Raw genomic sequence first — 24,545 nt, forward strand, 5'->3', positions numbered from 1 at the left:
TGCTCCTCGTTATTTCTGTTTGCCGTTCGCGCGCAGCCGCGCGGCGAACTCGCCGCGACCGGCGAAATAGCGCTGCACGAGCCGTTTCGCGACGCCGGTCGAACCGGGCAGCGGCGTCATCGGGGCGAATTGCGGCAGCGTGTGATCGGCGTCGGCCTCGGCCGGATAGATGCGCACCCGCACGTCGTACCACGCCGCCTGTCCGGTCACCGGATCGGAGTTCGACATCCGCGCATCGGCTGGCGTCGCGCCGGGCAGTTCGTCGGTGATCAGGTGGTTCAGCAGGAAGCCGCGCTGCGATTCGTTCGCACCCGGCCCGAGATTCCATGCGCCGGCCGCCTTGCCGATCGCATTCCACGTCCACACGGTGCCGGGCTCGACCGCCTCGCTATAGCGCGCCATGCAGCGCACCCGCCCCCACTGCGATTCGACGTAGATCCACGCGCCGTCCTCGATGCCGTTCTCGCGCGCCGCGCGCGGATTCATGAACAGGAAATTCTCGCCGTGAATCTGGCGCAGCCAGGCATTCTGCGAATCCCACGAGTGGTACATCGCCATCGGCCGCTGCGTGACCGCGGACAGCGGATAGCGCGCGCGGTCGGTCGCGTCGAGTTCGAGCGGCTCGTACCAGAACGGCAGCGGATCGAAATAGCGCTCGACGCGCGCGCGCAGCCGCTCGGGCGGCTGGCGGCCGGCGCGCTTGCCCTGGGCCGCGAGGCGGAACGTCTGCATCACTTCCGAATACAGCTGGATCAGGATCGGCGTGTCGAACTTGCGAAAGCCGTTTTCGACCGCCCACTTCAGGTACGGACCGTTCATCCCGCGCATGTACTGCAGCGACTGCGGCAGCGTGTAGTGGAACACGCAGTTGTTCTTCGCGTACTCCTCCCACTGGCGCGGGTTCGGCTCGCCGACGAGCGCCTTGTCGCCGTCCTTGCCGCGCCAGCCGATCAGGAAGCCCACGCCCGAATCCGGCGCGGTCTGGAAGTTGACGATGAAATCCGGGTAGTCGCGATAGCGCCGCGCGCCGTCCGCGGTCGTGAACGCGGGCAGCTTCAGGCGGCTCGCAAGCTCGATCAGCACCTCCTGGAACGGCTTGCATTCGCCGGTCGGCGGCACCACCGGCACGCGTACCGAATCGACCGGGCCGTCGAACTCGGAGATCGGCCGGTCGAGCACCGACATCGCGTCGTGCCGTTCGAGGTACGTCGTGTCGGGCAGGATCAGGTCCGCGAACGCGGTCATCTCGGACTGGAACGCATCGCACACGACGAGGAACGGAATCTTGTACTCGCCGTTCTCGTCCTTGTCGGCGAGCATCCTGCGGACCTCGACCGTGTTCATCGACGAGTTCCACGCCATGTTGGCCATGAAGATCAGCAGCGTATCGATCGGGTACGGATCGCCGCGCCACGCGTTGGTGATCACGCTGTGCATCAGACCGTGGACGGCGAGCGGATACTCCCACGAGAACGCCTTGTCGATGCGCACCGGCTCGCCGTCGCCGTCGACGAACAGGTCCTCCGGCGCGGCCGGCCAGCCGAGCGGCCCGGTCGCGAGCGGCGTGTTCGGCTTCACCGCGTCGGGGCTGTTCGGCGGTTTGGCCGACGGCGGCACCGCGCGCGGATACGGCGACTTGTGGCGAAACCCGCCCGGCCGGTCGATCGTGCCGAGCAGCGTCATCAGGATCGACAGCGCGCGGATCGAATGAAAGCCGTTCGAATGCGCGGCAAGCCCGCGCATCGCGTGAAACGCGATCGGGTTGCCGGTGACGGTTTCGTGCGTCTCGCCCCACGCGTCGGTCCAGCGGACCGGCAGCGTGATCTTGTGATCGCGCGCGGTCTGCGCCATCTCGCGCGCGAGACGCCGGATCGTGTCGGCCGGGATGCCGGTGATCTGCGCGGCCCATTCGGGCGTGCAGTCGGCCGCGCGCTCGCGCAGCAGCGCGAACGACGGCTGCACCGGCGTGCCGTCCTCGAGCGTGTAGGTGCCCGCGAGCGCCGGCTCCGCGCCCGGCGTGTGATGCAGCACCGCGCGCTGGGTGCGCAGATCCCACCACTGGTGATTCTGCGGAAACAGCGCATTGACCTCCGGCGCCTGCGCATCGCGCACGAACAGGCCGAAGCTGTCGCTCCCGGCGTTCATGTCGAGCAGTTCGGCGGCGTTCGTGTAGCGCGCGACGAAGGCGTGGTCGTACGCGTCGTTCTCGATCAGCTCGCGGATCAGCGCCATGAACAGCGCGCCGTCGGTGCCCGGGCGGATCGGCACCCACTCGTCGGCGATCGCCGCATAGCCGGTGCGTACCGGATTGATCGCGATGAAGCGGCCGCCCGCGCGCTTGAACTTCGACAGCGCGATCTTCAGCGGATTCGAGTGGTGGTCCTCGGCGGTGCCGATCATCAGGAACAGCTTCGCCTGGTCGAGATCGGGGCCGCCGAATTCCCAGAACGAGCCGCCCATCGTGTAGATCATGCCCGCGGCCATGTTGGACGAGCAGAAGCCGCCGTGCGCCGCGTAGTTCGGCGTGCCGAACTGCTTCGCGAACAGGCCGGTGAGCGCCTGCATCTGGTCGCGGCCGGTGAACAGCGCGAACTTCTTCGGATCGGTTGCGCGCAGGTGCGCGAGCCGCCCGGCGAGCGTCGAGAATGCCTCCTCCCACGAGACCGGCTCGAACTGCGCGCTGCCGCGCTCGGCCCCCGCCTTGCGCCTGAGCGGCTGCGTGAGCCGCGCGGGCGAATACTGCTTCATGATGCCTGACGAGCCCTTCGCGCAGATCACGCCCTGGTTCAGCGGATGTTCAGGGTTGCCGTCGATATAGCGCACCTCGCCCTCGCGCAGATGCACGCGGATGCCGCAGCGGCACGCGCACATGTAGCACGTGGTGGTCTTGATCTCCAGCTGCTCGTTCTGCGTGCGCGCCGTGTGTTCCATTCCAGCCTCCCAGTCGACGCCCGCGCCCCGTGCGCGTAGCTTCGGGCGGACGCCGCGCATCGGCATGCGGCTCCGCTCATGGCTTTATCCTAAAGCGCGTATAAGCAAATGAAAAATCGTTATTTGATATCGCAACTATCGCGCGAGCCGATACTTCGGGGCGCAGCGCGGGCACGCGCGCGCCCGCGCTGCGATAATGAGCGGCCCCACCCCACTTCATCGAGCAAGGAGTTGCAGTGACCGATTCCAGCCTTTCGTCTTCCCGCGACGCGCAGCCCCGCGTCGCGTTCCTCGGCCTCGGCGTCATGGGTTATCCGATGGCCGGCCACCTGGCCCGCGCCGGCCTCGACGTGACGGTCTACAACCGCACGTTCGCGAAGGCCGAGGCCTGGGTCGCCGGGCACGGCGGCCGCGCGGCGCGCACGCCGCGCGAGGCCGCCGAGGGCGCGCAGCTCGTGATGGCCTGCGTCGGCAACGACGACGATCTGCGCAGCGTGACGCGCGGCGAAGCCGGCGCGTTCGCCGGCATGGCGCGCGGCGCGGTGTTCGTCGACCATACGACCGCGTCGGCCGACGTCGCGCGCGAGCTCGCCGGGCACGCGGCCGGGGCCGGCCTGCAGTTCATCGACGCGCCGGTGTCCGGCGGCCAGGCCGGCGCGCAGAACGGCAAGCTGACGATCATGTGCGGCGGCGACGCGGCCGCCTTCGAGCGCGCCGCGCCAACGCTGCGCCACTACGGCGCGGCGGTCACGCGGATCGGGCCGTCGGGCGCCGGGCAGCTCGCGAAGATGGTCAACCAGATCTGCATCGCCGGGCTCGTGCAGGGTCTCGCGGAAGCGATCCACTTCGGTCAGTGCGCCGAACTCGACATGCCGCTCGTGCTCGACGTGATCGGCAAGGGTGCGGCCGCCAGCTGGCAGATGGACAATCGCGGCAAGACGATGGTCGAAGGCCGGTTCGATTTCGGCTTCGCGGTCGACTGGATGCGCAAGGACCTCGGCTTCTGCCTCGAAGAGGCGAAGCACAACGGCGCCGCGCTGCCGGTCACGGCGCTCGTCGACCAGTTCTACGGCGACGTGCAGAACCTCGGCGGCAACCGGCTCGACACGTCGAGCCTGATCTGGCGGCTGCGCCAGCTCGCGCGCGCCCGGCAAGACTGACGGCGCGGCGCCCGGCGGCTCAGCGCGTCTTGCACAGCACCGCGGTCATCAGCAGCGGCATCACTTCGTGCACGAGCGCGTCGCTGCCGGCGTCGCGCAGATGCGCGCCGACATCCTCGCTCGGCCCGAACACGACGACGCCGTACAGCGAGCCGGACATCGCCGCGCCGCTGCCCTGGCGGAACAGGTCGTCGTCGGGCGCGTAGCCGAGCACCGCGTAGACGCGATAGCCGAACGCGCTCAGATGGCTGCCGCGCGCCGGGCGAAATGCGTTCACCGAATTCGCCTCGACGCGCATCGGCTGCGCGTCGATCGCGTGCGCCTGCCTGAGCGATGCGATGAACGCATGCGCGCTCGTGGTGCAGGCCAGCTGTGCGTCGAGCGCCTGCGCACTCGACGCAACCGAACAGAGTAGCGCGCCGCTGCCGCCCAATAAGGCGAGCGCGGCCGCCCAGCACTTTCTCATGGTCAGGCCACCTCTATCCCGGCGGGAGGTCGGGTACGCGCCGCGCCGCTGCATCGCGCGCGCCGCGCGGCACGCACCGCGCGTGCGACGCCCGCACGTCCAGCTTACCCGAGTACGCGCAAGCCGACATGCGCGGGCGCACACTGCGCGCGGGCGCGGCCGGCGCGGCACCGCCCCGCAGCGCACCGCCCGCGCGACACGTGGATGACACGTTGCGCGCGCCGCGTGACGTTCCGGCGAAAGCCGGGTGCGAGGGTGTGATCGTCCGGCGCGTCGCGCGCCGGGCCCGGACTCAAGGTTCGACGACGAAGTCCGCGCGGGCGCGCGTCGTCGCGATCAGGCGGGCGTTGGCTTCGTCGCTGCGCTCGACCCACTCGCGCGCCGCCTCGGGCGTGCGGCCGAACTGCACGTGACGCGCGATCAGCCGTTCGAGCCGCAGCGCATCGTCGACGCCGACATACCAGATCTCGTCGATCAGTCCGCGCACGTGCCGCCAGTGCCCGCGATCGAGCAGCAGATAGTTGCCTTCGGTGATCACGAGCGGCGTCTGCGGCAGCACCGGGATCGCATTGGCGATCGGCTCCTCGAGCTCGCGCCGGAAGGTCGGCGCGTAGACGGTCTCATCAGGCGTCTGCGCGCGCAGCCGGCGCAGCAGCGCGACGTAACCGGCGCTGTCGAAGGTGTCTTCCGCGCCCTTGCGCGATGCGCGGCCGAGACGCGCGAGTTCGACATTGGCCAGATGAAAGCCGTCCATCGGCACGACGACTGCCTGCTGCGCGAAGTGTTCGGCGAGTTGCCGGGCGACCGTCGACTTGCCGGCACCCGGCGCACCGGTCAGCCCGACGACATAGCGCCGGCCGCCGGCAATGCGCTCGCGCAGGCGGGCGAGATGGGTTTCGTTGATCATGCGCAGCGTTTCCCGTGAAAAGCGATGCCGCCACGTTACACGAAAGCGTCTGGCGTGCAAGGGCGCGGGGGGCTTGCTGCTTGCTGCCTGCTGCCTGCTGCCTGCTGCCTGCTGCCTGCTGCCTGCTGCCTGATGCCTGCTACTTGCTGGCTGCTCCGCAGTCCGCCGTCCGCCGCCTGCCGCGCACCGCCAGCCGCACCCCGCCCGCGCCGGACGGCAAGCCCGCTACGCGTGCGCCCCGTCGCCGTCCGAACCCGCGCCGCGCAGCGCGTCAAGCTGCGCCAGCGCGTCCTGCGGCAAACGCCACTGCGCCGCGCGCAGATTCTCGCGCAAATGCGTGAGCGACGACGTCCCCGGAATCAGCAGAATATTCGGCGCGCGCTGCAGCAGCCACGCGAGCGCGACCTGCATCGGGGTCGCGCCGACGCCGCGCGCGACCGTCGACAGCACGTCCGACTGGATCGGCGTAAATCCGCCGAGCGGAAAGAACGGCACGTACGCAATGCCGGCGTCCGCCAGCGTATCGACGAGCGCATCGTCCGCGCGCGCCACCAGGTTGTAGTGATTCTGCACGCACACCACGTCGACGATGCGCCGCGCCTCGTCGATCTGCGCCGCCGTCACGTTGCTCAGGCCGATATGGCGGATCAGCCCGCGCTGCTGCAACGCCGCCAGCGCGCTCACCTGCGGCTCGATCGACCCTTCCGACGGATGATGGATCGCGCCCATCACGCGCAGGTTCACGACGTCGAGCACGTCGAGCCCGAGATTGCGCAGGTTGTCGTGCACGCCGCGCGCGAGCTGCTCCGGCTCCATCGCGGGCAGCCACGCGCCCGCCGCATCGCGCACCGCGCCGAGCTTCGTGACGAGCACGAGGCGCTCCGGATACGGATGCAGCGCTTCGCGGATCAGCTGGTTCGTGACGTGCGGACCGTAGAAGTCGCTGGTATCGATATGGTCGACGCCCAGCGCGATCGCTTCGCGCAGCACCGCAAGTGCGGTCTCGCGGTCCTTCGGCGGCCCGAATACGCCCGGACCGGCAAGCTGCATCGCGCCATAGCCGATCCGCTGGACGGGACGGCCGGCAAGCGGGTAGGTGCCCGCGGGACTGAAGTTCGACATGACACGCTCCTTCGTGAATGAACCGGATGAGCGACAGTATGGCGACGATTGCGCTGTTGAATAATCCCCTCTAGATTGTACGGGTCGTTTTAAATTGTGCACAATCGACTGATGGAACTGAACGATCTGGCCGCCTTTCTGGCGGTCGCCCGCGCCGGCGGCTTTCGCGATGCCGCGCGCGCGAGCGGCCTGTCGCCGTCGGCGCTGAGCCTCGCCGTGCGGCGTCTGGAAGCGAAGCTCGGCCTGCGCCTGCTGAACCGCACGACCCGCAGCGTCGTGCCGACCGAGGCTGGCGCGCGCCTCATCGACCGGCTCGCGCCGCTGTTCGGTGAAATCGAGAACGCGCTCGACGTGCTGAACGGCTTTCGCGAGCGGCCGACCGGCACGCTGCGGCTGAACGTGCCGTCGAGCGCGGCGCGCATCGTGCTCGCGCCGCTGCTGCCGCCGTTCCTGCAGGCGTATCCGGAGATTCGCGTGGAAGTCGTCGTCGAGGACGGGTTCGTCGACGTGCTCGCAATCGGCTGCGACGCCGGCATCCGCTACGACGAGCGGCTGGAGCAGGACATGATCGCGGTGCCGGTCGGCCCGCGTGTGCAGCGCTTCGCGACCGCCGCCGCGCCCGCGTATCTGGACCGGCACGGCCGGCCCTCGCATCCGCGCGAACTGCTGGCGCACGCCTGCCTGCGCGGACAGTTCGCGGGCGGCGCGAAACCCACCTGGGACTTCGAGCGCGACGGCGAACACGTGCGTCTCGACCCCAGCGGCCCGTTGCTGGTGCGCCCGGGCGCCGCAATCGATCTGGCGGTGAGCGCGGCCGTCGCGGGCGCCGGCGTCGTGCATCTGTTCGAGGACATGCTGCGCCCGCAACTGGAGAGCGGCGCACTCGAACCGATCCTCGAACCATGGTGGCAGCGCTTCTCCGGTCCGTTCCTGTACTACCCGGGGCACCGGCATCTGCCTGCGCCGCTGCGCGCGTTCGTCGATTTTGTCAAAAACTTCGACGCTGTGCGCGCTGCTTGAGAGCGCGCAGCGCACGGCGCGCACGGCGTTTGGCGTTTGGCGTTTGGCGTTTGGCGTTTGGCGTTTGGCGTTTGGCGTTTGGCGTTTGGCGTTTGGCGTTTGGCGTTTGGCGTTTGGCGTTTGGCGTTCGGCGTTTGGCGCACGGCGTTTGGCGTTTGGCGTTTGGCGTTCGGCGTTCGGCGTTCGGCGTTCGGCGTTCGGCGCACGGCGTTCCGCGTTCGGCGCACGGCGTTCCGCGCACGGCGTTCGGCGTCGCGGCGAACGCGCTGCATCCGCGCCCGCCGCGCCGTCGTCACGCGACAGCCGGAAAATCCACCACCGTGTCGTTCACCCGGTTCACCAGGTTCGTGAACGTGATCGCCGCGATCGCCAGCGTCACTTCGATCACCTGCTGCTCGCTGTAGCCCGCCGCGCGCAGCGCATCGAGTTCGGCGGCCGGCAGCGTGCCGTGCGTGCTCACCAGCTTGCGCACGAAGTACACCAGCGCGTCGCGCTTCGCGTCGCCGGTCGGCGCGCCGACGCGCACCTGCTCCATCGTCTGCGGCGCAAGACCGGCGAACTTGCCCATCAGCGTATGCGCGGCGATACAGTAGTCACAACCGGCGATCTCGCTCACCGCGAGCTTGATCGCTTCGATATCGGCCTTCGCGAGACTGCCGCGCGCCAGCACGCCTTCGACGTTCAGGATCGCGGCAAGCGCAGCCGGGCTGTGCGTGCCGATGGTCGCGTACGCATTCGGCACGCGGCCCGCGGCCTTGCGGACCGTGGCAAACACTTCGGCGGTAGCGCCCGTGGCGGCTTCAGCAGCAATGACGGAAAGACGGGACATGATCGACTCCTTCGGGTTCTGGTTGGGTTGCCCGCCACCGTGGCTGGCATGGAAGACAGTTTAGGGGCCCAAGGAGAGCTTTTTAATGCCACAATGTCGCACATTCATGCTCAAACGTCTCAATCCATCCCGATGGATCTACTCAGCCGCCTGCTTGCGTTGATGCCCGTCGCGGGTCGCGTCGATGTCCGGTGCCAGTTCGGCACGCCGTGGCGCATCGACAATCCCGGCACCGATGCGCGCGAAATGCCCTATCACGTCCTGCTGCGCGGCGAGGCGACGCTCGACGGTCCGCACGGCGAGCCGGTGCGCATGCGCGCGGGCGACATCGTGCTGTTTCCGGCAGGCGCGCCGCATGCGCTGCACGACGGCAGCGGCGCGGCGCCGCGCGCGCCGTCGCGTGAGGTGGTGGACGGCATCGCGCTGGAGCGCAACGGCGGCGACGGCGTCGATCTGCTGTGCGGGCGTTTCCTGCTGCCGGCGATGCCCGAGCGGCTGCTGCGCGAAAGCCTGCCGGCGCAACTGCTGGTGCACAGCGTGCCCGAACCTGCCGGCGCGCAGGCCGACGACGGCCCCCCCACGCAAGAAAGCACGGCCGGTGGCGGACTGCCCACGAGCCGGCTCGCGCGGCTGATCGCCTTGATGCGCGAGGAAGCACTCGAACAGGGTCCGGCCAGCACGACGCTGATCGACCATCTGTCGGGCGCGCTGTTCGCGCTGACGCTGCGCTTTGCGAGCACGGCGGGCACGCCGCCGCGCGGTCTGCTTGCGCTCGCCGCGCGGCCGCGCCTGCAGCCGGCGTTGGCGGCCATGTTCGACGCGCCGGGCGAGGCGTGGACGCTGCCCGCGCTCGCGCAGCTTTGCCACATGTCGCGCGCGACCTTCGTGCGCCAGTTCGACGACGCGTTCGGCCGCTCCGCCGCCGACGTGCTGACCGACGTCCGCATGGCGCTCGCCGGCCGCAAGCTCGCACAAACGAGCCTGCCGGTCGCCGACATCGGCGAGGCGGTCGGCTACCAGTCGGATGCCGCGTTTCAGCGGGTGTTCAAGCGGCAGGTGGGAATGACGCCGGCGCAGTGGCGGGCGGCGGCGCAGGCGGCGGGGAACGCTGCGCGGGCGGACTCGCGTACATGATGCCGCTGCGCGCAGCGTCCCCCCGGGAGCCGCGATTTCGAGCACACTCGCATCGGGCACGCCGCGTGCCGTGACGCGGACAGGTCGCGCGACGGGCAGTGCAACGGGCAGCCCGCGCGCCTCATCATCACCCATCACAAGGACACGCCATGAGCGATCCGATCCGGAACCCGGTCGATTTCCGTCAGCAGCGCGCGAGCGGCATCGCCGCGATCGCCGTCGCTTCATTGCTTGCCGCGGGACTCTGGCTCGGCGTCGATCACCTGATGTCCCCGCTGCCGGGCATGGACAGTCTCGCAGCCCGGATGCTGCTGACCCTCAAGTGCTGTTGCGTGGCCGTGCTGTTTTGCCTCGTGACCGGCATCGAAGCCGTCGCGCACGAACGATTGACCTCGCCCGCGTTCGATCCGCTGGCGAACTTCGAAACGAGAAGGCTGCGCGTCAATCAGCGATATCTGCAGAACACCGTCGAGCAGATCATCGTGTTCGGCGTCTCGCTATTCGGGCTGGCGGCCTACTGCGCCGACGGCTCGGCGATGCGCGCGGTGGTGGCGACGACCGTGACCTGGATCGCCGCGCGGGCCGCGTTCTGGCTCGGCTACCATCGCAGCGCGGCGCTTCGCGGGCTCGGCGCACCGGGAATGGCGCTCAGCATGATCGTGCTGCTGTATGTGACGGGTCGGTTTGGGCGCGAGATCGCGGGACCGGCGGGGGCCATCGTGCCGCTCGCCATGTTCCTTCTGATCGAAGCCGTGCTGTTCTGGGGAACACGGCCGGACAGACCCGCCGGCCGCTGACCGGGCAACGCGACCGGAGCGGATCTGTCCGCTTGTCTGTCCGCTCATCTTCCCGCTTGTCTTCCCGTTGTCTTCCCGTTGTCTGCCCGGCTCCGTGGCCCCTCGCCTCGGCCTGAGGCGCGGTCGTCGGTGCAGGATGGGCTTCGCGGGAGAAGCGGCTGCCGATGTAGCCGCTATTGTGCAGCCGGCGACACCGTGCTCGGCGTCGCGAGCGTGTTATGGCTTCCGGGCGGGTTGGCGAGGTCGCTCGTGCGAGTGCTCGTGCTCGTCGGCATCCCCTGGCTCTGCGATCCGGCACCTGCGCCGCTCTCCGAACTCGTGGCGCCAGGCGTGCCGTAGCCGCTCGTGGCCTGGACCGGCGACACGGTGCTCGGGGTCGCCAGCGTGTTGTTGCTCTGTGCATAAACGCTGCCGGACAGCGCGAGTGCGGCGGCGGCCGCGATGAATGTGAGGCTTGCCTTTTTCATGACGCGTTCCTCTTTGATTGAATGGGAATGTCGACGCCAGCGATCGCTTTGTCCTGGCCTATGCAGTGCCGTGCGTCGATAGCGCGGGATCGAGTCCACGCGGGTAACGCGAAGTTTAGAAAAAGGGCCCCCAATCATTAAGCGCATTGCTCGCAAAGGTAAATTTCGATTTATGTGCGCATTGCGTAATGCATGAAATTTCCGCGCCCGGTTTGCAAATCGTGCATGCGTCAAGGCGGACGATTCCGCTGCCCAGGCGGGCCGGGCGTGTCCGGTACCCGTCGCGCGCGATTTGCATACGGATTCGCTCGTGAACGGCGCGTATCGGGCGCTTGCCGCCTCCGTCGAGCCCGGCGCCGGTGCGCCACACCTTCTTGCCTTCATCGGACAGTTCGCCGCTGCTATGCGTGGTGTCGGGCTCGGTCCCTTCAACCGCCATCGAGCCGCCCGGCTGTTCCTGCGCGTTCTGCTTCCTCTGCTTCCTCTGCTTTCGCGCGGCGATCCGCTCGTCGCGGGACTGTCCGGCATAGGTGTTCGTGTTCATTTCGCGCTTCATGCTGCATGCGATGCGACAACCCGACTGCCGCATCGCGCGTGCCCGTCATCATTCAGTCAAATCTGGAATGGCAAATGCTGCCGTTTGATCGACGCGATCGACGCATTCCGGTCTATCGACAATTATTTCGTACTACATATAATATTCAAGAGGATTGAATCATGACCCGACCCCGCCCACGTTTTCAGGTCAACGTCTGCGGCGGCGACTTTCAGCACGTCGCCGGGTGCTTCCGCGTGTGGAAAAGCGAGCCGCTCGTTGACCGGCCTTACGGCGTCATGTTCGAAGGACGCGATGAAGTCAGGATGCTGTGCCAGGACGAGTTCGATGATCCCGAGCGGGCCCGCAAGGCGCTTGAAACAGCCCGCGGCCCGGACGATTCCTATGCGCTTGCGCCCCGCTACGACGACGGCGCCCGCGAACTGTGGATCGTGATAGCCGCATACAGCGGCTGAGCCGACGCCGTACGATGTCAAACGCAACGACGTAAAGCACACCGTCGCCAAACGCAATCACGCGCTGAAAAAGGCCCCTGTCAGCGAATGGCACGAGAGGCGCAACGGCGCAACCGGCCGGTGTACCGCACCGTTCGCCTGCGGGACTCCGGTCACTTGAAATCGTCGGATGCGATTCCCAGCCGGCGCATCTTGTCGTACAGCGTCTTGCGCGGCACGCCGAGCGTCTCGCAAGCGAGCGACGCCCGTCCCGAAGACGCGCGCAACGCCTCTTCGATCAGGCGCCGCTCGAACAGGTTCATCTGCTCGTCGAGCGTGCGCGGCGCGCCCTCCGGGCCGTCCTCCGGGTCGCCGGTCCCGAGTCCGAGCGTGTAGCGCTCGGCGACGTTGCGCAGCTCGCGCACGTTGCCGGGCCACGGACGCGCCATCAGCCGGTTCAGGCGCGCGGCGCCGATGTCCGGCACCGGACGGCCATAGGACGCTGCCGCCTGCAGCACGAAGTGCTCGAACAGCAGCGGAATGTCTTCGCGCCGCTCGCGCAGCGGCGGAATCTCCAGGACGATCACGCCGAGCCGATAGTAGAGGTCGTCGCGAAACCGCTGCTGGCGCGCGAGATCGAGCAGATCCGCTTTCGTCGCGGCGATGATCCGGCAGTTCATCGGCAGCAGTTCGTTCGAACCGATCCGCTCGAAACGGCGCTCCTGAAGCACGCGCAGGAACTTCACCTGCAGCGCCATCTGCATCGTCTCGATCTCGTCGAGAAAGAGCGTGCCGGCCTGCGCATATTCGAGCTTGCCGATGCGGCGTTTCAACGCGCCCGTGAACGAGCCGGCCTCGTGGCCGAATACTTCGCTCTCGAACAGCGATTCCGGAAGACCCGCGCAGTTGAGCGCCGCAAAAGGCTTGTCGCGACGCCGGCCGAAATCGTGCAGGCAGCGCGCGACAAGCTCCTTGCCGGTGCCGGTCTCGCCGAACACGAGCACGTTCGCATCGGTGTCGGCGAGTTCGAGAATCAGCTTGCGCAAACGCTCGACGGGACGCGAATGCCCGAGGATCCGCGCGTCGATGCGCTCGCGGCTCTCCAGTTGCCGGCGCACGGCCGTCAGTTCGAGCGTCAGGCGCCGCTGTTCGAGCGCGCGCCGTGCGAGCTCGACGATCCGCTCGGACGCGAAGGGCTTTTCGACGAAATCGTAGGCGCCGAGGCGCATGGCCTGCACGGCCATCGCAATGTCGCCGTGCCCGGTCACGAGAATCACCGGCATCGATGCGCTCGCGGCCTTCACGCGTTCGAGCAGTTCGAGTCCGTCGATGCCGGGCAGGCGCACGTCGCTGACGACGATCCCCGGAAAGTCGCCGTCGAGACGCGCGAGCGCCTCCTCGGCGGAGCCGAACGCATCGACCTCGATATCGGCCAGCTGCAGCGCCTGGACGGTGCCAAGCCTCACGGCGGCGTCGTCCTCGACGAGCAGCACGCGCAAGCTGTCTGGGATCACGGATTGTCCTCCCTGTCGGTGCGTAGATAAATGCTGAATTCGGCGCCGCCGCCCGGCCGCCCGGCCGCCTTCAGCGCGCCGCCGAACTCGCGCACGATGCCGTCCGAGATCGCCAGCCCGAGACCGAGCCCCGCGCCCTGCTCCTTGGTCGTGAAGAACGGCTCGAAGAGCCGCGCGCGCACCGCGTCGGGCAGGCCCGTGCCGGTATCGCGCACACGGATCACGGTCGCGTCGCCGTCGGTCTCGACCGCCACCTCGAGGCGGCGCACATCGGCTCCGCTCATCGCGTCGAGCGCATTCGCGAACAGGTTCACGAGCACCTGTTCGAGCCGGTTCGCGTCGGCGAGCACGCGCGCGCCCGCCTGTTGCGCGTCGAACGCCAGCTCGACCCGCTCCTTGCGCAGCCGCTGTCCGACCAGGAACAGCGCATTGTCGATCGCCTCGGCGGCGACGACCGGCTGCAGCTGCGTCGGCGCCTTGCGCGCGAAGCGCTTCAGTTGCGACGTGATGCCGCCCATCCGCTCGATCAGTTCGCCGATCATCCGCAGATTGGCCTCGGCGTGCGCTGCACGACCGCGTTCGAGAAACGTCAGCGCATTGTCCGACAGCGTGCGCAACGCCGCCAGCGGCTGATTGAGCTCGTGCGTGACGCTCGCCGCCATCTGGCCGAGCGCGGCCATCTTGCCCGCCTGCACCAGTTCCTCGAACGCCGCCTTGAGCTGCGCCTCGGTTTCCCGGTGCATCGCGACCTCGTGCTTGAGATTGCGGTTCGCGCGGCTGAGCGCCGCGGTGCGGCGCGCGACCTTGCGTTCGAGCTCCTCGTTCAACTGCTGCAACGCCTCGCGCAGCGCGAGCCGTTGCGCGACGATGTGCCGCCGCTGCAGCACGGTCAGCGCGAGCACCGCGACGAACGCGAGCCCGAGCGCCACCGTCCTTGCCACCGAGCGCGCCACCGCCTTCGCGGGCGCGAGATTCGACAGCACGACGATGTGCCAGTCGGTGCCCGACACGGGCCGCGTGACGACCAGGAACGCGGTCGGAAACGGGCGCGGAGTCGGCAGGCTGGCGGCAAGCGGATTGCCGCGCGCCACCGATTCGATCCACGCATTCGGCGCAAGCGTGCGCACGATCGTGAAGCCAGCCGGTTCGAGCGCGCCGGGCGCATCGTACTGATGCGTGCGGACGATCCCGGCGCGCGCGGCGGCCGACAGCGGACGCAGCGTCCGGTACTTGAGGCCCGGCACCGACGACAGCATGATCACGCCGTGCGCGTCGGTGGCGAACACGGGCTCGGCGCCCTGCCGCCAGACGGATTCGATCCGGTCGAGATTGATCTTGAGCGTGACGACGCCGACCACGCGGTGCGCGTGGTCATAGATACGCTCGGCGAGAAAATAGCCGGCTTCCTTGCTGACGGTGCCCAGCCCGTAGAAGCGTCCATAGCCGTCGCGCATCGCACCGATGAAATACGGGCGAAACGAGAAATTCGAGCCGACGAACGTCTTCGGGAGATTCCAGTTGCTCGACGCGAGCGTGTTGCCTTGCGTGTCCATCACGTAGAACGCACTGGAGCCCGCGTCCGCGTTGACGGTCTGCAAATAGGTATTCACGCGCGCGACCACGCGGCGATCGGCCGGATTGCGCAGCATCGACAGCACGTCGGTGTTCAGGCTCACCAGCGACGGCAGGTAGCTGTAGCGGCGCACCTCGCTCGTCAGCGCGTTCTCGTAGCCGTCGAGCCGATGCGCGGCGGTGTCGCGCAGCGTGCCGATCTCCACCTGCTCCGCGTAACGATAGGCCAGCCACGCGCCCGCCGCTATCAGCAGAACCAGCGCGAACGCAAGCATGAGGCGCGTGCGCCGCGAGGTTGCCCACACGTTCTTCACGACCGGCCTCCCGCCAGCGCGCGGCCGACGGGTTCGCGACCGTTCATTGCCCACCGCCCCATTGCATCGTCTCCTCCGAAGCCGTCATTCTAGCGGGACGCGCGATGGTGGCCATCGGACAGACGGGCGGCCCGCACGCCGGCGACCCGGGACGCCGCGCTGGTTTCGTGCGGTGCGCGCCGTCGCAGCGGGCCGTCCGGGAGGCCGATGCGCCGGCCTCCCGGACATCGGCGGGCCCGTCACAGCCCGAAGTAGGTCTCGCGCACCGCGTCGCTCGCTTCGAGTTCCGCGCGCGTGCCCGATACGCGCACCTTGCCGTGATCGAGCAGATAGCCGCGATCGGCGAGGTCGAGAAACGCGATGTTCTGCTCGGCGATCAGCAACGACGTGCCGTCGCCAATCGCGGTCCGCAGCGCGTCGATCACGTTCTTCACGAACACGGGCGCGAGCCCGGAGGACGGTTCGTCCATCAGCAGCAGACGCGGCTCGGCGATCAGCACCTTCGCGATGCCGAGCATCTTGCGCTGCCCGCCCGACAGGCTCGCCGCGGCGGCGCGCCGCTTCGCCGCCAGCGCGGGAAACAGCGCGAACAGCACCTCCTTGCGCTGGCGGATCTTCGCCTCCGGCATGAAATAGCCGCCGAGCGCGATGTTCTCGTCGATCGACAGCGTCGGGAAAACGCCCAGCTCCGACATGAACGCGATGCCGCGCCGGATGCGCTGGTCGGGCCGCAGCGTGTCGATGCGCTCGCCGTCGAGCGTGATGCGCCCGCCCGTGCACGGCAACAGCCCGATCAGCGTGCGCAGCAGCGTCGTCTTGCCCGCGCTGTTCGCGCCGAGCAGCAGCACCGTCTGCCCCGGTTCCACCTGCATGTCGACGCCCCACAGTACCTGCATGGCGCCATAGCCCGCCTCCACACCCTCGATTACCAGGGATGCCGTCATCATGCCGCTCCAATGAATGCCGCGATCACCTCGGGGTCGCGCGAGGCCGTCGCGAGCGGTCCCTCGAACAGCATGCGCCCCGCGCCGAGCACGATCACGCGCCCGGTGATGCGGTTGAGGAAATCGAGCAGATGCTCGACCACGATCATCGCGATGCCGCGCGCCGACAGCCGCTGCAGCAGATCGGCCATCACGTTCAGCTCGGCCGGGTTGAGCCCCGCGCCGATCTCGTCGACGAGCAGCAGCTTCGGCCGCGTCGCGAGCGCGCGGCCGAGATCGAGCAGCTTCTGCTGGTTCACGGTGAGCGAACCCGCATGGCGCGACGCGACGCCTGCAAGGCCGATCTCGTCGAGAATCGGCGCGACCTCGCGCGGGTCCAGACGCACGCTGCGCGCCGCGACCTCGACGTTCTCGCGCACCGTCATGTCGCGGAACACCTTCGGCACCTGAAACGTGCGGTTGATGCCGAGATGCGCGCGGCGATGCATCGGCAAGCGGTTGATCTTGTGCCCGAGAAAATCGATCGTCCCCTCGTCCGCCTGCAGCAGTCCAGAGATCACGTTGATGGTCGTCGTCTTGCCGGACCCGTTCGGGCCGACAAGACCGACGATTTCGCCGGGCACGACGCCGAAGTTCACGTCGTTGAGCACGACCTGTGCGCCGAAGCGCTTGTGGACGCCGGCCAGTTGCAGCAGTTCAGAAGACATGGAACCCCCGGCGTTGCAGCAGCGACAGCAGACCACCCGGCAGGAACAGCACGAGCAGCACGATGAGACCGCCATAGATGAACTGGAAGTACTGCGGCGTCGAGATGCCGATCGCCGCATACAGCGCGTAGAGCAGCGCCGCGCCGACGATCGGCCCGATCACGGTGCCGACGCCGCCGAACAGCGCGAACACGATCGCGAACACCGAGAATTGCAGCGTGAACACCGCGTCCGGATAGAACACCGAGAGGCCCCACGCGTACACGCCGCCCGCCAGCCCCGCGACCAGCGCCGACACGAGCCAGGCGGCGAGCCGCGCCTGCACGACGTTGACGCCCGCCATCGCCGCGCTCACCGGGTCCTGCTTGACTGCCCGCAGCGCCATGCCGAAGCCGGACAGGCGAAAGTAGGCCGCCAGCGCGCACGCGAGCAGCAGCACCCCGAGCATGCAGAGATAGCTCGCGCCCGGATCGTAGACCTGCTCGATCTTGAGCCCGTAGGGGCCGCCCGTGATGCCGGCGAGGTTCGGGTTCGACACGACGAAGTAGATGATCTGCGACGCGGCCAGATTCGCAATCGAGAAGTACGCGCCCGAGAGCCGCAGCAGCGGCCCGAGCAGCAGCCCGATCAGCGCCGCCGCGACGCCGCCGCCCGCGACGCACACAAGCACCGGCAGATGCGTGTGCATCACGAGCAGCGACGTCCCATACGCGCCGCTGCCGAAAAAGCCCACGTAGCCGAACGGCAAATAGCCGGTGAAGCCGTACAGCAGGTTCAGCCCCTGGGCGAGCACGATGAACGTCATGATCGTGAACAGCAGCGACTGGTTGCCGTACAGATGCGGGGCCGCGACGAAGATCGCGGCGAGCGCCGCGAGCAGGATGGCCGGCGCGCGCAGGCGGCGCGGCGCAGCCGCTCCGGTTTGGGGGAGAGTGATATCAGGCAAGACGCACCGCCTTTCCGAGCAGGCCCGAGGGACGAATGAGCACGATGATCAACAGGAGCACGTAAGGCACCACGTTCGACCACGACGAATAGTAGGTTTGCATCAGCATCGTGCCGAGACCGAACACGAGTCCGCCGGCGATCGTGCCGAGCGGATTGCCGAGCGAGCCGATGATCACGATCGCAAACGCGGTAGTGGTCAGATTGCTGCCGAGATCCGGCGACACCGAGCCGAGCAGATACGGCACGAACACGCCGGCGATGCCCGCGAGCGCGAGACCCGCGACGAACGCGATCGTCGACACGCGGCGCACGTCGATGCCGGTGGCGACCGCCTCGTCGCGATTGGCCATCACCGCGCGGGTCGCGTAGCCGAGCCGCGTGCGCGAGAAATACAGCCACAGCACGACCAGCGCGGCGATGCTGACGCCGGCCGCCCACCACCAGCTATCGGGAAACTGCTGGCCGAATGCGCCCAGATTGCCGCTGCCGAGCGCGTCGTCGGGCAGCGAGCGCTGGTCGGCGCCGAACAGCAGCACCGTCAGCGCTTCGAGCATCTGGCCGATGCCGAAGAACAGGATGAACGACAGCATTTCGGGGTCGTCGCTGCGCTGCAGCCGCGGCACGACGGCCCGGTACAGCGGCCAGCCGATAATCGTTGCGCCCGCAACCGACAGCGGAATCGCCCATAGCGGGTTGAGCCCGAAATGCTGCGAGACGAGCCACGCCCCATAGCCGCCGAGCACGATGAACTGCCCGTGGGCCAGATTGATGATGCGCATCACGCCGAACACCAGGTTGAGCCCCAGTCCGACCAGCGTGAAGAAAATACCGTACAGGATGCCGCCCATGACGGCATAAGCAAGAAGTTCCACGTTCGTCCCTTCGCAAGCGAGGAGGTGACAGCCGGCGCCGTCATGCGGCGCCGGCCGGTTCCTGATCCGGGAAAGCGTCCGGCGATCAGTGCGCCGGCGCCGGATACACCGGCGTACCGGTCGCGTGCGCCTGCGGATACACGACGACGAACTTCAGCCCCTTGTTGCCGTCCGGCACCATCTGCGCGACCGGGAACGGCTGCCCGAGCTGCGCGCCGTTCGCATTGATCTCGAACGCGCCGAGCAGCGTCGTCGTCTTGCCGGACATGTCCATCAGCGCGCGGTGGAAATCGGTCTGCGTGAACTGCGGCGCATCGCCGAGCATCTTCTGCATCACGATGCCCGTGTTGTAGCCGGCGGAATCGAGGAAGGTCGGATCCTTGTGCTGGGCCGCCTGGAAGGCGGACGCGAACTGCGCGGTGTTCATCCCGTAGCTGACCTTGTCGTACTTGACGAGCGGCGGCGTCGGGTACGTGTACGTGTACGCGAGCGCATCGGTGCCGGCATCCTTCGTGAGCAGTTGCAGCAGCTGGCCCGGGAAGATCGTGAACGTCATGTCGAAATGCAGCCCGCTTTGCGACAGCTGACGCAGGAACGCGATGTCGTTCGGCGCATAGCCGAATTCGAGCAGCGCCTGTGGGTCGGCTGCTTTTGCCGTATGCAGCAGCACGTTGTAATTCGATTCGGCCGTCGGCACGCTGTGGTAGAACACCGGCGTCACGCCGCCCTTGATGAGCACCGCCTTCATCGTCTCGGCCTGCGAGGCGTCGAAGTCGTTCGCCCCGTAGATGATCGCGACACGCTTGATCTTCTGCTTCAGCAGGAAGTTCGCGAGCGGAACCGGCCAGACCGTCGACGACGGAATGCTCACGTCCGCAAGGTAGTCGGTTTTCTGCGTGAAGAAGTTCGCGCCCGAGCCGGTCGGGTCGATCAGCAGCATGTGGTGTTCGGCCGCGAGCGGCACCGCGACCGAGGTGAGCACCGAGCCGAAGTCGGCAACGAGCAGATCGACCTTGTCCTGCGTGATCAGCTGGTTGTAGAGCGTGGTGGCCGTCGACGTCGAGCTCTGGTCGTCGTATGCGACGATCTTCACCGGAATCTTCTTGCCATAGGCTTTCACGAAGACGCCGCCCTGCTGGTTGACGGTGTCGGCCCAGAACTTCAGACCTTCGTATTGCCCCTGGGACGCCACGGCGAACGGGCCGGTGCTCGCGTAGAGCGTGCCGATGCTGATCTGCGCCGGCGCGGGTGCGGCATGCACACCGAGACTGGCAAGTGCGCAGGCGAGCGCGGCGGCGGCCATTTTCAGCGGCGTGGAGGCTTTACGGGTGGGTCGAACGTGCATCGAGATCTCCTCTGGGATGGTTGTGACATCAAGACCTGTCCACGCCGCACGGCGACGGCCGTGACAACGCACGTGGTCAGGGTGCTGCTGCGCGGGAAGCGAATCGGAAGCGAATGACAAGCGAAAGCGAACCGACAGCTCAGGGCTCGGCCCGGCTCGTCAGGACGAGCGGGAAGCGGGGAAATAAGCGGGGAAATTCATGACGTGTCTCCTTGGAATCGGTAATCGATTGTTTGGAGACGTTTAAGCAAGGCATATGCCAGTCACGCGAACGCGGGAAATGGCCTGATGCAGCGGGGTCCGTGCGGGTCGCAACGCGCAGGTTGCGCGGAAATCCGCACAAAGGCGCCGGAGGATGGCTGGAAAAAGTGACGCCCGGCAGCCGCGCCGGGCGCGTCGCCGGGATGAGGCTCCGCTCTAGTGAGACCAGAGCGCCTCGTCTTCGCCGTCGCCCGGCTCGCGGGCGCCCTGCCCGATACCGGAATCGAGCTGGCGGCTCAGGCGCAGGATATCGGTCAAGCCGAAATCGCCCGGATCGGGGCTCGGACGGTTGCGCGCCCGCGCGATGCGCGCGGCGATCTGCCACGCGCTCGAACGCTCCCGCAGCAGCGCGGCGAGCGCGTCGGCGAGAAGCTGACGATCCGCGTCGGTTCCGGGATCGAGCAACGGGTGACGGGGAGCGGCCGCGCGCGCCGCCTTCGTGCGCGCTGCCGCAACATCCGGCGCGCGCACCCGGCGCCGGTCGGGGGTAAGCTCATCCGCTTTCACGATGCTGCTCCTGGGGTAGGCGCGCCTGTTTCGCGCGGGTTCAGGCGATAGGCCAAGGGGCGGTGCGACGCGCGCGCTTCAGCGCCTCGCGACGACCAGCGTCCCCGGCAACGGCCGCGGTGCGTCGGCGGCCGGGCTCGCCGCCGTGCCGGCGCCGAGGCCCGTGCCGTTCGACTTGCGGCGCGCCGAATGGCGCTCGATTCCGCGCTGCAGCAGACAGAACGCGCAGAGCAGCGCGCCGATGACAATGCGCGTCCACCACGAACTCAGCGTGCCGTCGAAGATGATGAGCGACTGGATCGTGCCGAGAATCCCGACGCCGAACACCGAACCGATCACATAGCCGACGCCGCCCGTGAGCAGCGTGCCGCCGATCACGGTCGCGGCGATCGCGTCGAGCTCCATCCCCTGTGCCTGCAGGCCGTAGCCCGACAGCACGTAGAGCGTGAACACGAGGCCGCCGAGCGCCGAGCAGAAGCCGCTGAGTGCATACACACCGATCTTCGTGCGCGCGACGGGCAGCCCCATCAGCAGCGCCGAGCGCTCGTTGCCGCCGATCGCGTACACGTTGCGGCCGAAGCGCGTGAAGTGCGCGACGTAGATCGCGCCGGCCAGCGTGGCGAGCGCGATGAACGCACCCGCGGTCAGCGAGCCGCTGCCGATCGCCACGCTGAATTCCGACACCGCATGAAACGTGCGCTCGTGGATCGCGATCGACTCCGTCGAGATCAGGAAGCACGCGCCGCGCGCGAGGAACATGCCCGCCAGCGTCACGATGAACGGCTGCAGCCGGAAATAGTGGATCAGCGCACCCATCGCCGCGCCATACAGCGCGCCGACTGCCAGCACGATCGGCGCGACCACCCAGATCGGCCAGTGCAGCCATTCGGCGCCGACTGCGCAGAGCATCGTCGTGAACGCGACAACGGCGCCGACCGACAGATCGATGCCGCCCGACACGATCACGAAGGTCATGCCGATCGCCACGATCAGCAGGAACGCGTTGTCGACGAGCAGGCCGAGCAGCACCTGCAGCGAGCAGAAGCCCGTGTACATCACCGATCCGAAGCCGAACAGCAGCGCGAACAGCGCGATCGTAACGATGATCGGCAGCGTGCGCGGGTCGGTCAGGCGTCGTGTCATCATTTTGCAGTCCTGTTGAGTAGCCGCAATCTTGCGACGGCGAATGCGAACGCCCGGCGTGCCTCGCGAACGAGAATCGCACGCGCGGTGTCCGACTGGATCACGCACACCAGCAGCACGACGATCGCCTTGACGACGAGCGTGGCCTCGGGCGGCACGCCGATCGAATACGTCGTGTACGTGAGCGTCTGGATGATCAGCGCGCCGAGCACCGTGCCCGCGAGGCTGAAGCGCCCGCCGAGCAGCGACGTGCCGCCGAGCGTGACGGCGAGAATCGCGTCGAGTTCGAGCAGCAGGCCTGCGTTGTTGCCGTCCGCGCTGCGGTCGTTCGAGCTGATCAGGATGCCGGCGACGGCGGCCATCGCGCCCGAGAACACATAGACGCTGAACACGATCGCAGCCGAACGCAGCCCGACAAGACGCGTCGCCACCGGATTCACGCCGATCGCGCGGATGAAAAGGCCGAGCGCGGTGCGGCTCACGAGCAATGCGGTTGCGGCCGTCACGCCGATCGCGATCCACACTGCGCACGGCACGCCGGCGAGATAGCCGTCGCCGAGCACGAGGTAGCCGCGCACGCCGATCGGGATGATCTGGCCGCCCGTCAGCAGTTGCGCGACGCCACGGCCCGCGACCATCAGGATCAGCGTCGCGATGATCGGCTGCATCCCCACCGACGCGACGAGCAGCCCGTTCCACGCCCCCGCGAGCAGGCCCGCGCCGAGCGCGGCGAGCAGCGCCACGGTCACGCTCGGCGTCGCGCCGGCCAGCACGACGGCCGCCGCCGCACCCGCGATCGCAACCACCGCGCCCACCGAGATGTCGATGCCGCGCGTCGCGATCACGAGCGTCATGCCAAGCGAGACGATCGCAAGCGGCGCGGCACGGTTGAGGATATCGATCGGCGCGCCGAACAGATGCCCGTTCAGCAGCGTGATGTCGAGAAACGTCGAGCGGTACGCCACGTTCAACGCGAACAGCGCGACGAGCGTGAGCACCGGCCACGCAAGCGGGTGGCGCAACGCGGTCCGGATCGCCTTCATGCGCCGCCCCCCGCGATGAGCCGGTACACGTGGTCCTCGGTCATGTCGTCGCCGGCGAGCTCGGCCACCTTGCGCCGGTCGCGCAGCACCGCGACGCGATCGCTCACGCGCACGACCTCGCTCACTTCCGACGAGATGAACAGGATGGCGAGCCCTTTGCGGCATAGCGCGCTCACGCGATCCATGATGTCGAACTTCGCGGCGATGTCGATACCACGTGTGGGCTCGTCGAGAATCAGCATCTTCGGCTCGGTGGCGAGCCAGCGCGCGAGCAGCGCCTTCTGCTGGTTGCCGCCCGAGAGCAGGCCGATCGGCTGCTCCGCGTCGCGCGCCTTGATGCCGAGCTGCGCAATGTACGCATCGGCGATCTGCCGCTGCCGCGCGCGGCTCAGATAACGCAGCCAGCCGCGCCGCGCCTGCAGCGCGAGCACGATGTTCTCGCGAATCGACAGGTCCGCCACGATCCCCTCCTTCTTGCGGTCTTCCGGACAGTAGCCGATGCCGCGCCGGACCGCATCGCGCGGCGAGCCGAGCCTGACCGGCTCGCCGTCGATGCGGATCGCGCCCGCGTCGGCCCGCTCGGCGCCGAACAGCAGCCGCGCGGTCTCGGTGCGTCCCGAGCCGAGCAGCCCCGCGAGCCCGAGAATCCGCCCGGCGCGCACGTCGAGATCGACCGGATGCATCACGCCGCGCTGGGCGACGCCGCGCATCTGCGCAAACGTCGTCGCGGCGCCCGGATCCACGCGGGCGTCGTGCGCGGCGTTCTCCGCGCCGCTTTCTGCTCCGTTCTCCGCGGCGTTTTCCAGCACGGGCGACGCGGTACGCACGTGCCCGACCATCTTCGAGACGAGCTGATCGACCGCAAGCTCGCTCGCGAGATACTCGCCTTCGCGCTCGCCGTTGCGCATCACCGTGATGCGGTCCGACACCGCATAGGTCTGTTCGAGAAAGTGCGTGACGAACAGGATCGCGATCCCCGATGCCTTCAGCCGCCGCATCACGTCGAAGAGCCGCGCGACCTCGCCGTCGTCGAGGCTCGACGTCGGCTCGTCGAGGATCAGCACACGCGCGTTGACCGACACCGCCCGCGCAATCGCGACCATCTGCTGCACCGCGATCGGATAGGTGTCGAGCGACTGCGTGACGTCCAGATGGACGTTCAGCGCGACCAGCGCGTCGCGTGCGCGCGCGTGGATCCGCTTCCAGTCGATCGCGCCGCGCCGCATCGGCTGCCGCCCCGCGAAGATGTTCTCCGCGACCGACAGGTTCGGGCACAGATTGATCTCCTGATAGAGCGTCTGGATGCCGGCCGCCTCCGCATCGAGCGGCGCGGCGAAATGCACGCGCTGCCCGGCCATGCGCACTTCGCCCGCGTCGGACGGCAACACGCCCGTCAACACGTTGATGAGCGTCGACTTGCCGGCGCCGTTCTGTCCCATCAGCGTATGGATCTCGCCCGGCAGCAGGCGGAAGTCGACGCCCTGCAGCGCCCGCACGCCGGGAAAGGTCTTGCTGATCCCGACAGTTTCGAGGATCGGGGATGCGCTCATCG

Annotated in this window: 23 protein-coding genes; 5 read left to right on the forward strand and 18 right to left on the reverse strand. The window is 68.1% G+C overall.

The window, feature by feature from the left end; translation table 11 throughout:
- Positions 1-9: 9 nt before the first annotated feature.
- The gene (locus AC3AP7_RS24580; protein ID WP_487362911.1) at positions 10-2,931 is read right to left on the reverse strand and encodes a molybdopterin oxidoreductase family protein; all 2,922 of its coding nucleotides are present in this window, start codon (positions 2,929-2,931) and stop codon (positions 10-12) included.
- A gap of 305 nt (positions 2,932-3,236) precedes the next feature.
- On the opposite strand from AC3AP7_RS24580, the gene AC3AP7_RS24585 reads away from it, so the two are divergent.
- Positions 3,237-4,091, forward strand: coding sequence for an NAD(P)-dependent oxidoreductase (locus tag AC3AP7_RS24585; RefSeq protein ID WP_488324875.1), 855 nt, complete (start codon positions 3,237-3,239; stop codon positions 4,089-4,091).
- 19 nt (positions 4,092-4,110) lie between these two features.
- Here AC3AP7_RS24585 and AC3AP7_RS24590 read toward each other — a convergent pair whose 3' ends face one another.
- The 3 genes from AC3AP7_RS24590 to AC3AP7_RS24600 form a co-directional block, all read right to left on the reverse strand.
- Entirely contained in the window at positions 4,111-4,557 is a 447-nt protein-coding gene (locus tag AC3AP7_RS24590; protein ID WP_487362913.1) for a hypothetical protein, read from the reverse strand.
- Between the two features lie 292 nt (positions 4,558-4,849).
- Positions 4,850-5,464, reverse strand: coding sequence for a nucleoside/nucleotide kinase family protein (locus tag AC3AP7_RS24595; RefSeq protein WP_487362914.1), 615 nt, complete (start codon positions 5,462-5,464; stop codon positions 4,850-4,852).
- A gap of 225 nt (positions 5,465-5,689) precedes the next feature.
- Complete coding sequence (locus AC3AP7_RS24600) at positions 5,690-6,586, reverse strand: aldo/keto reductase family oxidoreductase (RefSeq protein ID WP_487362915.1); 897 nt, start codon at positions 6,584-6,586, stop codon at positions 5,690-5,692.
- A gap of 111 nt (positions 6,587-6,697) precedes the next feature.
- On the opposite strand from AC3AP7_RS24600, the gene AC3AP7_RS24605 reads away from it, so the two are divergent.
- Positions 6,698-7,606 (forward strand): LysR family transcriptional regulator, encoded by a 909-nt coding sequence (locus AC3AP7_RS24605; RefSeq protein ID WP_487362916.1) that lies wholly within the window; start codon positions 6,698-6,700, stop codon positions 7,604-7,606.
- A 292-nt stretch (positions 7,607-7,898) separates the two neighbouring features.
- Here the strand turns inward: AC3AP7_RS24605 and AC3AP7_RS24610 are convergent, their stop codons facing one another.
- Entirely contained in the window at positions 7,899-8,435 is a 537-nt protein-coding gene (locus AC3AP7_RS24610; protein ID WP_487362917.1) for a carboxymuconolactone decarboxylase family protein, read from the reverse strand.
- Between the two features lie 132 nt (positions 8,436-8,567).
- On the opposite strand from AC3AP7_RS24610, the gene AC3AP7_RS24615 reads away from it, so the two are divergent.
- Entirely contained in the window at positions 8,568-9,569 is a 1,002-nt protein-coding gene (locus AC3AP7_RS24615) for an AraC family transcriptional regulator (protein ID WP_487362918.1), read from the forward strand.
- 149 nt (positions 9,570-9,718) lie between these two features.
- Complete coding sequence (locus tag AC3AP7_RS24620; protein ID WP_487362919.1) at positions 9,719-10,366, forward strand: MAPEG family protein; 648 nt, start codon at positions 9,719-9,721, stop codon at positions 10,364-10,366.
- Between the two features lie 173 nt (positions 10,367-10,539).
- Here AC3AP7_RS24620 and AC3AP7_RS24625 read toward each other — a convergent pair whose 3' ends face one another.
- Both AC3AP7_RS24625 and AC3AP7_RS24630 read right to left on the reverse strand, forming a co-directional pair.
- Positions 10,540-10,833, reverse strand: a complete 294-nt coding sequence (locus tag AC3AP7_RS24625) for a hypothetical protein (protein ID WP_487362920.1) — start codon at positions 10,831-10,833, stop codon at positions 10,540-10,542.
- A gap of 115 nt (positions 10,834-10,948) precedes the next feature.
- Complete coding sequence (locus AC3AP7_RS24630; protein ID WP_487362921.1) at positions 10,949-11,377, reverse strand: hypothetical protein; 429 nt, start codon at positions 11,375-11,377, stop codon at positions 10,949-10,951.
- Between the two features lie 173 nt (positions 11,378-11,550).
- Here AC3AP7_RS24630 and AC3AP7_RS24635 point away from each other — a divergent pair, with 173 nt between their 5' ends.
- Positions 11,551-11,844: a hypothetical protein gene (locus AC3AP7_RS24635; protein ID WP_487362922.1), complete on the forward strand. Its 294-nt coding sequence runs from the start codon at positions 11,551-11,553 to the stop codon at positions 11,842-11,844.
- A 152-nt stretch (positions 11,845-11,996) separates the two neighbouring features.
- Here the strand turns inward: AC3AP7_RS24635 and AC3AP7_RS24640 are convergent, their stop codons facing one another.
- The 11 genes from AC3AP7_RS24640 to AC3AP7_RS24690 all read right to left on the reverse strand — a co-directional run bounded on the left by AC3AP7_RS24640 (position 11,997) and on the right by AC3AP7_RS24690 (position 24,543).
- Complete coding sequence (locus AC3AP7_RS24640; protein WP_487365005.1) at positions 11,997-13,334, reverse strand: sigma-54-dependent transcriptional regulator; 1,338 nt, start codon at positions 13,332-13,334, stop codon at positions 11,997-11,999.
- Positions 13,334-15,223, reverse strand: coding sequence for a sensor histidine kinase (locus tag AC3AP7_RS24645; protein ID WP_487362923.1), 1,890 nt, complete (start codon positions 15,221-15,223; stop codon positions 13,334-13,336). Before AC3AP7_RS24645 ends, AC3AP7_RS24640 begins: the two co-directional genes overlap by 1 nt.
- A 239-nt stretch (positions 15,224-15,462) precedes the next feature.
- A complete protein-coding gene (locus tag AC3AP7_RS24650) occupies positions 15,463-16,170 on the reverse strand; it encodes an ABC transporter ATP-binding protein (protein ID WP_487362924.1) in 708 nt (235 codons plus the stop codon).
- Entirely contained in the window at positions 16,167-16,874 is a 708-nt protein-coding gene (locus tag AC3AP7_RS24655; RefSeq protein WP_487362925.1) for an ABC transporter ATP-binding protein, read from the reverse strand. Before AC3AP7_RS24655 ends, AC3AP7_RS24650 begins: the two co-directional genes overlap by 4 nt.
- Positions 16,864-17,820, reverse strand: coding sequence for a branched-chain amino acid ABC transporter permease (locus AC3AP7_RS24660; RefSeq protein WP_487362926.1), 957 nt, complete (start codon positions 17,818-17,820; stop codon positions 16,864-16,866). The genes AC3AP7_RS24655 and AC3AP7_RS24660 overlap by 11 nt, the downstream gene beginning before the upstream one ends.
- Complete coding sequence (locus AC3AP7_RS24665) at positions 17,813-18,694, reverse strand: branched-chain amino acid ABC transporter permease (protein ID WP_487362927.1); 882 nt, start codon at positions 18,692-18,694, stop codon at positions 17,813-17,815. Before AC3AP7_RS24665 ends, AC3AP7_RS24660 begins: the two co-directional genes overlap by 8 nt.
- Positions 18,695-18,779: 85 nt before the next feature.
- Positions 18,780-20,039, reverse strand: coding sequence for an ABC transporter substrate-binding protein (locus AC3AP7_RS24670; RefSeq protein WP_487362928.1), 1,260 nt, complete (start codon positions 20,037-20,039; stop codon positions 18,780-18,782).
- 417 nt (positions 20,040-20,456) lie between these two features.
- A complete protein-coding gene (locus AC3AP7_RS24675; protein ID WP_487362929.1) occupies positions 20,457-20,807 on the reverse strand; it encodes a hypothetical protein in 351 nt (116 codons plus the stop codon).
- 78 nt (positions 20,808-20,885) lie between these two features.
- A complete protein-coding gene (yjfF, locus tag AC3AP7_RS24680) occupies positions 20,886-21,950 on the reverse strand; it encodes a galactofuranose ABC transporter, permease protein YjfF (RefSeq protein ID WP_487365006.1) in 1,065 nt (354 codons plus the stop codon).
- A complete protein-coding gene (locus AC3AP7_RS24685; RefSeq protein WP_487362930.1) occupies positions 21,950-22,993 on the reverse strand; it encodes an ABC transporter permease in 1,044 nt (347 codons plus the stop codon). The genes yjfF and AC3AP7_RS24685 overlap by 1 nt, the downstream gene beginning before the upstream one ends.
- A complete protein-coding gene (locus AC3AP7_RS24690) occupies positions 22,990-24,543 on the reverse strand; it encodes a sugar ABC transporter ATP-binding protein (RefSeq protein ID WP_487362931.1) in 1,554 nt (517 codons plus the stop codon). Before AC3AP7_RS24690 ends, AC3AP7_RS24685 begins: the two co-directional genes overlap by 4 nt.
- Between the last annotated feature and the right edge of the window lie 2 nt (positions 24,544-24,545).

This window comes from Paraburkholderia sp. PAMB 6770 (assembly GCF_057748135.1).

Excerpts from the sequence above, each read along its gene's own strand:
- AC3AP7_RS24580 (WP_487362911.1), bottom strand. The coding sequence starts at position 2,931 with ATGGAACACACGGCGCGCACGCAGAACGAGCAGCTGGAGATCAAGACC.
- AC3AP7_RS24585 (WP_488324875.1), top strand. The coding sequence starts at position 3,237 with ATGGGTTATCCGATGGCCGGCCACCTGGCCCGCGCCGGCCTCGACGTG.
- AC3AP7_RS24590 (WP_487362913.1), bottom strand. The coding sequence starts at position 4,557 with ATGAGAAAGTGCTGGGCGGCCGCGCTCGCCTTATTGGGCGGCAGCGGC.
- AC3AP7_RS24595 (WP_487362914.1), bottom strand. The coding sequence starts at position 5,464 with ATGATCAACGAAACCCATCTCGCCCGCCTGCGCGAGCGCATTGCCGGC.
- AC3AP7_RS24600 (WP_487362915.1), bottom strand. The coding sequence starts at position 6,586 with ATGTCGAACTTCAGTCCCGCGGGCACCTACCCGCTTGCCGGCCGTCCC.
- AC3AP7_RS24605 (WP_487362916.1), top strand. The coding sequence starts at position 6,698 with ATGGAACTGAACGATCTGGCCGCCTTTCTGGCGGTCGCCCGCGCCGGC.
- AC3AP7_RS24610 (WP_487362917.1), bottom strand. The coding sequence starts at position 8,435 with ATGTCCCGTCTTTCCGTCATTGCTGCTGAAGCCGCCACGGGCGCTACC.
- AC3AP7_RS24615 (WP_487362918.1), top strand. The coding sequence starts at position 8,568 with ATGGATCTACTCAGCCGCCTGCTTGCGTTGATGCCCGTCGCGGGTCGC.
- AC3AP7_RS24620 (WP_487362919.1), top strand. The coding sequence starts at position 9,719 with ATGAGCGATCCGATCCGGAACCCGGTCGATTTCCGTCAGCAGCGCGCG.
- AC3AP7_RS24625 (WP_487362920.1), bottom strand. The coding sequence starts at position 10,833 with ATGAAAAAGGCAAGCCTCACATTCATCGCGGCCGCCGCCGCACTCGCG.
- AC3AP7_RS24630 (WP_487362921.1), bottom strand. The coding sequence starts at position 11,377 with ATGAACACGAACACCTATGCCGGACAGTCCCGCGACGAGCGGATCGCC.
- AC3AP7_RS24635 (WP_487362922.1), top strand. The coding sequence starts at position 11,551 with ATGACCCGACCCCGCCCACGTTTTCAGGTCAACGTCTGCGGCGGCGAC.
- AC3AP7_RS24650 (WP_487362924.1), bottom strand. The coding sequence starts at position 16,170 with ATGATGACGGCATCCCTGGTAATCGAGGGTGTGGAGGCGGGCTATGGC.
- AC3AP7_RS24655 (WP_487362925.1), bottom strand. The coding sequence starts at position 16,874 with ATGTCTTCTGAACTGCTGCAACTGGCCGGCGTCCACAAGCGCTTCGGC.
- AC3AP7_RS24670 (WP_487362928.1), bottom strand. The coding sequence starts at position 20,039 with ATGCACGTTCGACCCACCCGTAAAGCCTCCACGCCGCTGAAAATGGCC.
- yjfF (WP_487365006.1), bottom strand. The coding sequence starts at position 21,950 with ATGACACGACGCCTGACCGACCCGCGCACGCTGCCGATCATCGTTACG.
- AC3AP7_RS24685 (WP_487362930.1), bottom strand. The coding sequence starts at position 22,993 with ATGAAGGCGATCCGGACCGCGTTGCGCCACCCGCTTGCGTGGCCGGTG.
- AC3AP7_RS24690 (WP_487362931.1), bottom strand. The coding sequence starts at position 24,543 with ATGAGCGCATCCCCGATCCTCGAAACTGTCGGGATCAGCAAGACCTTT.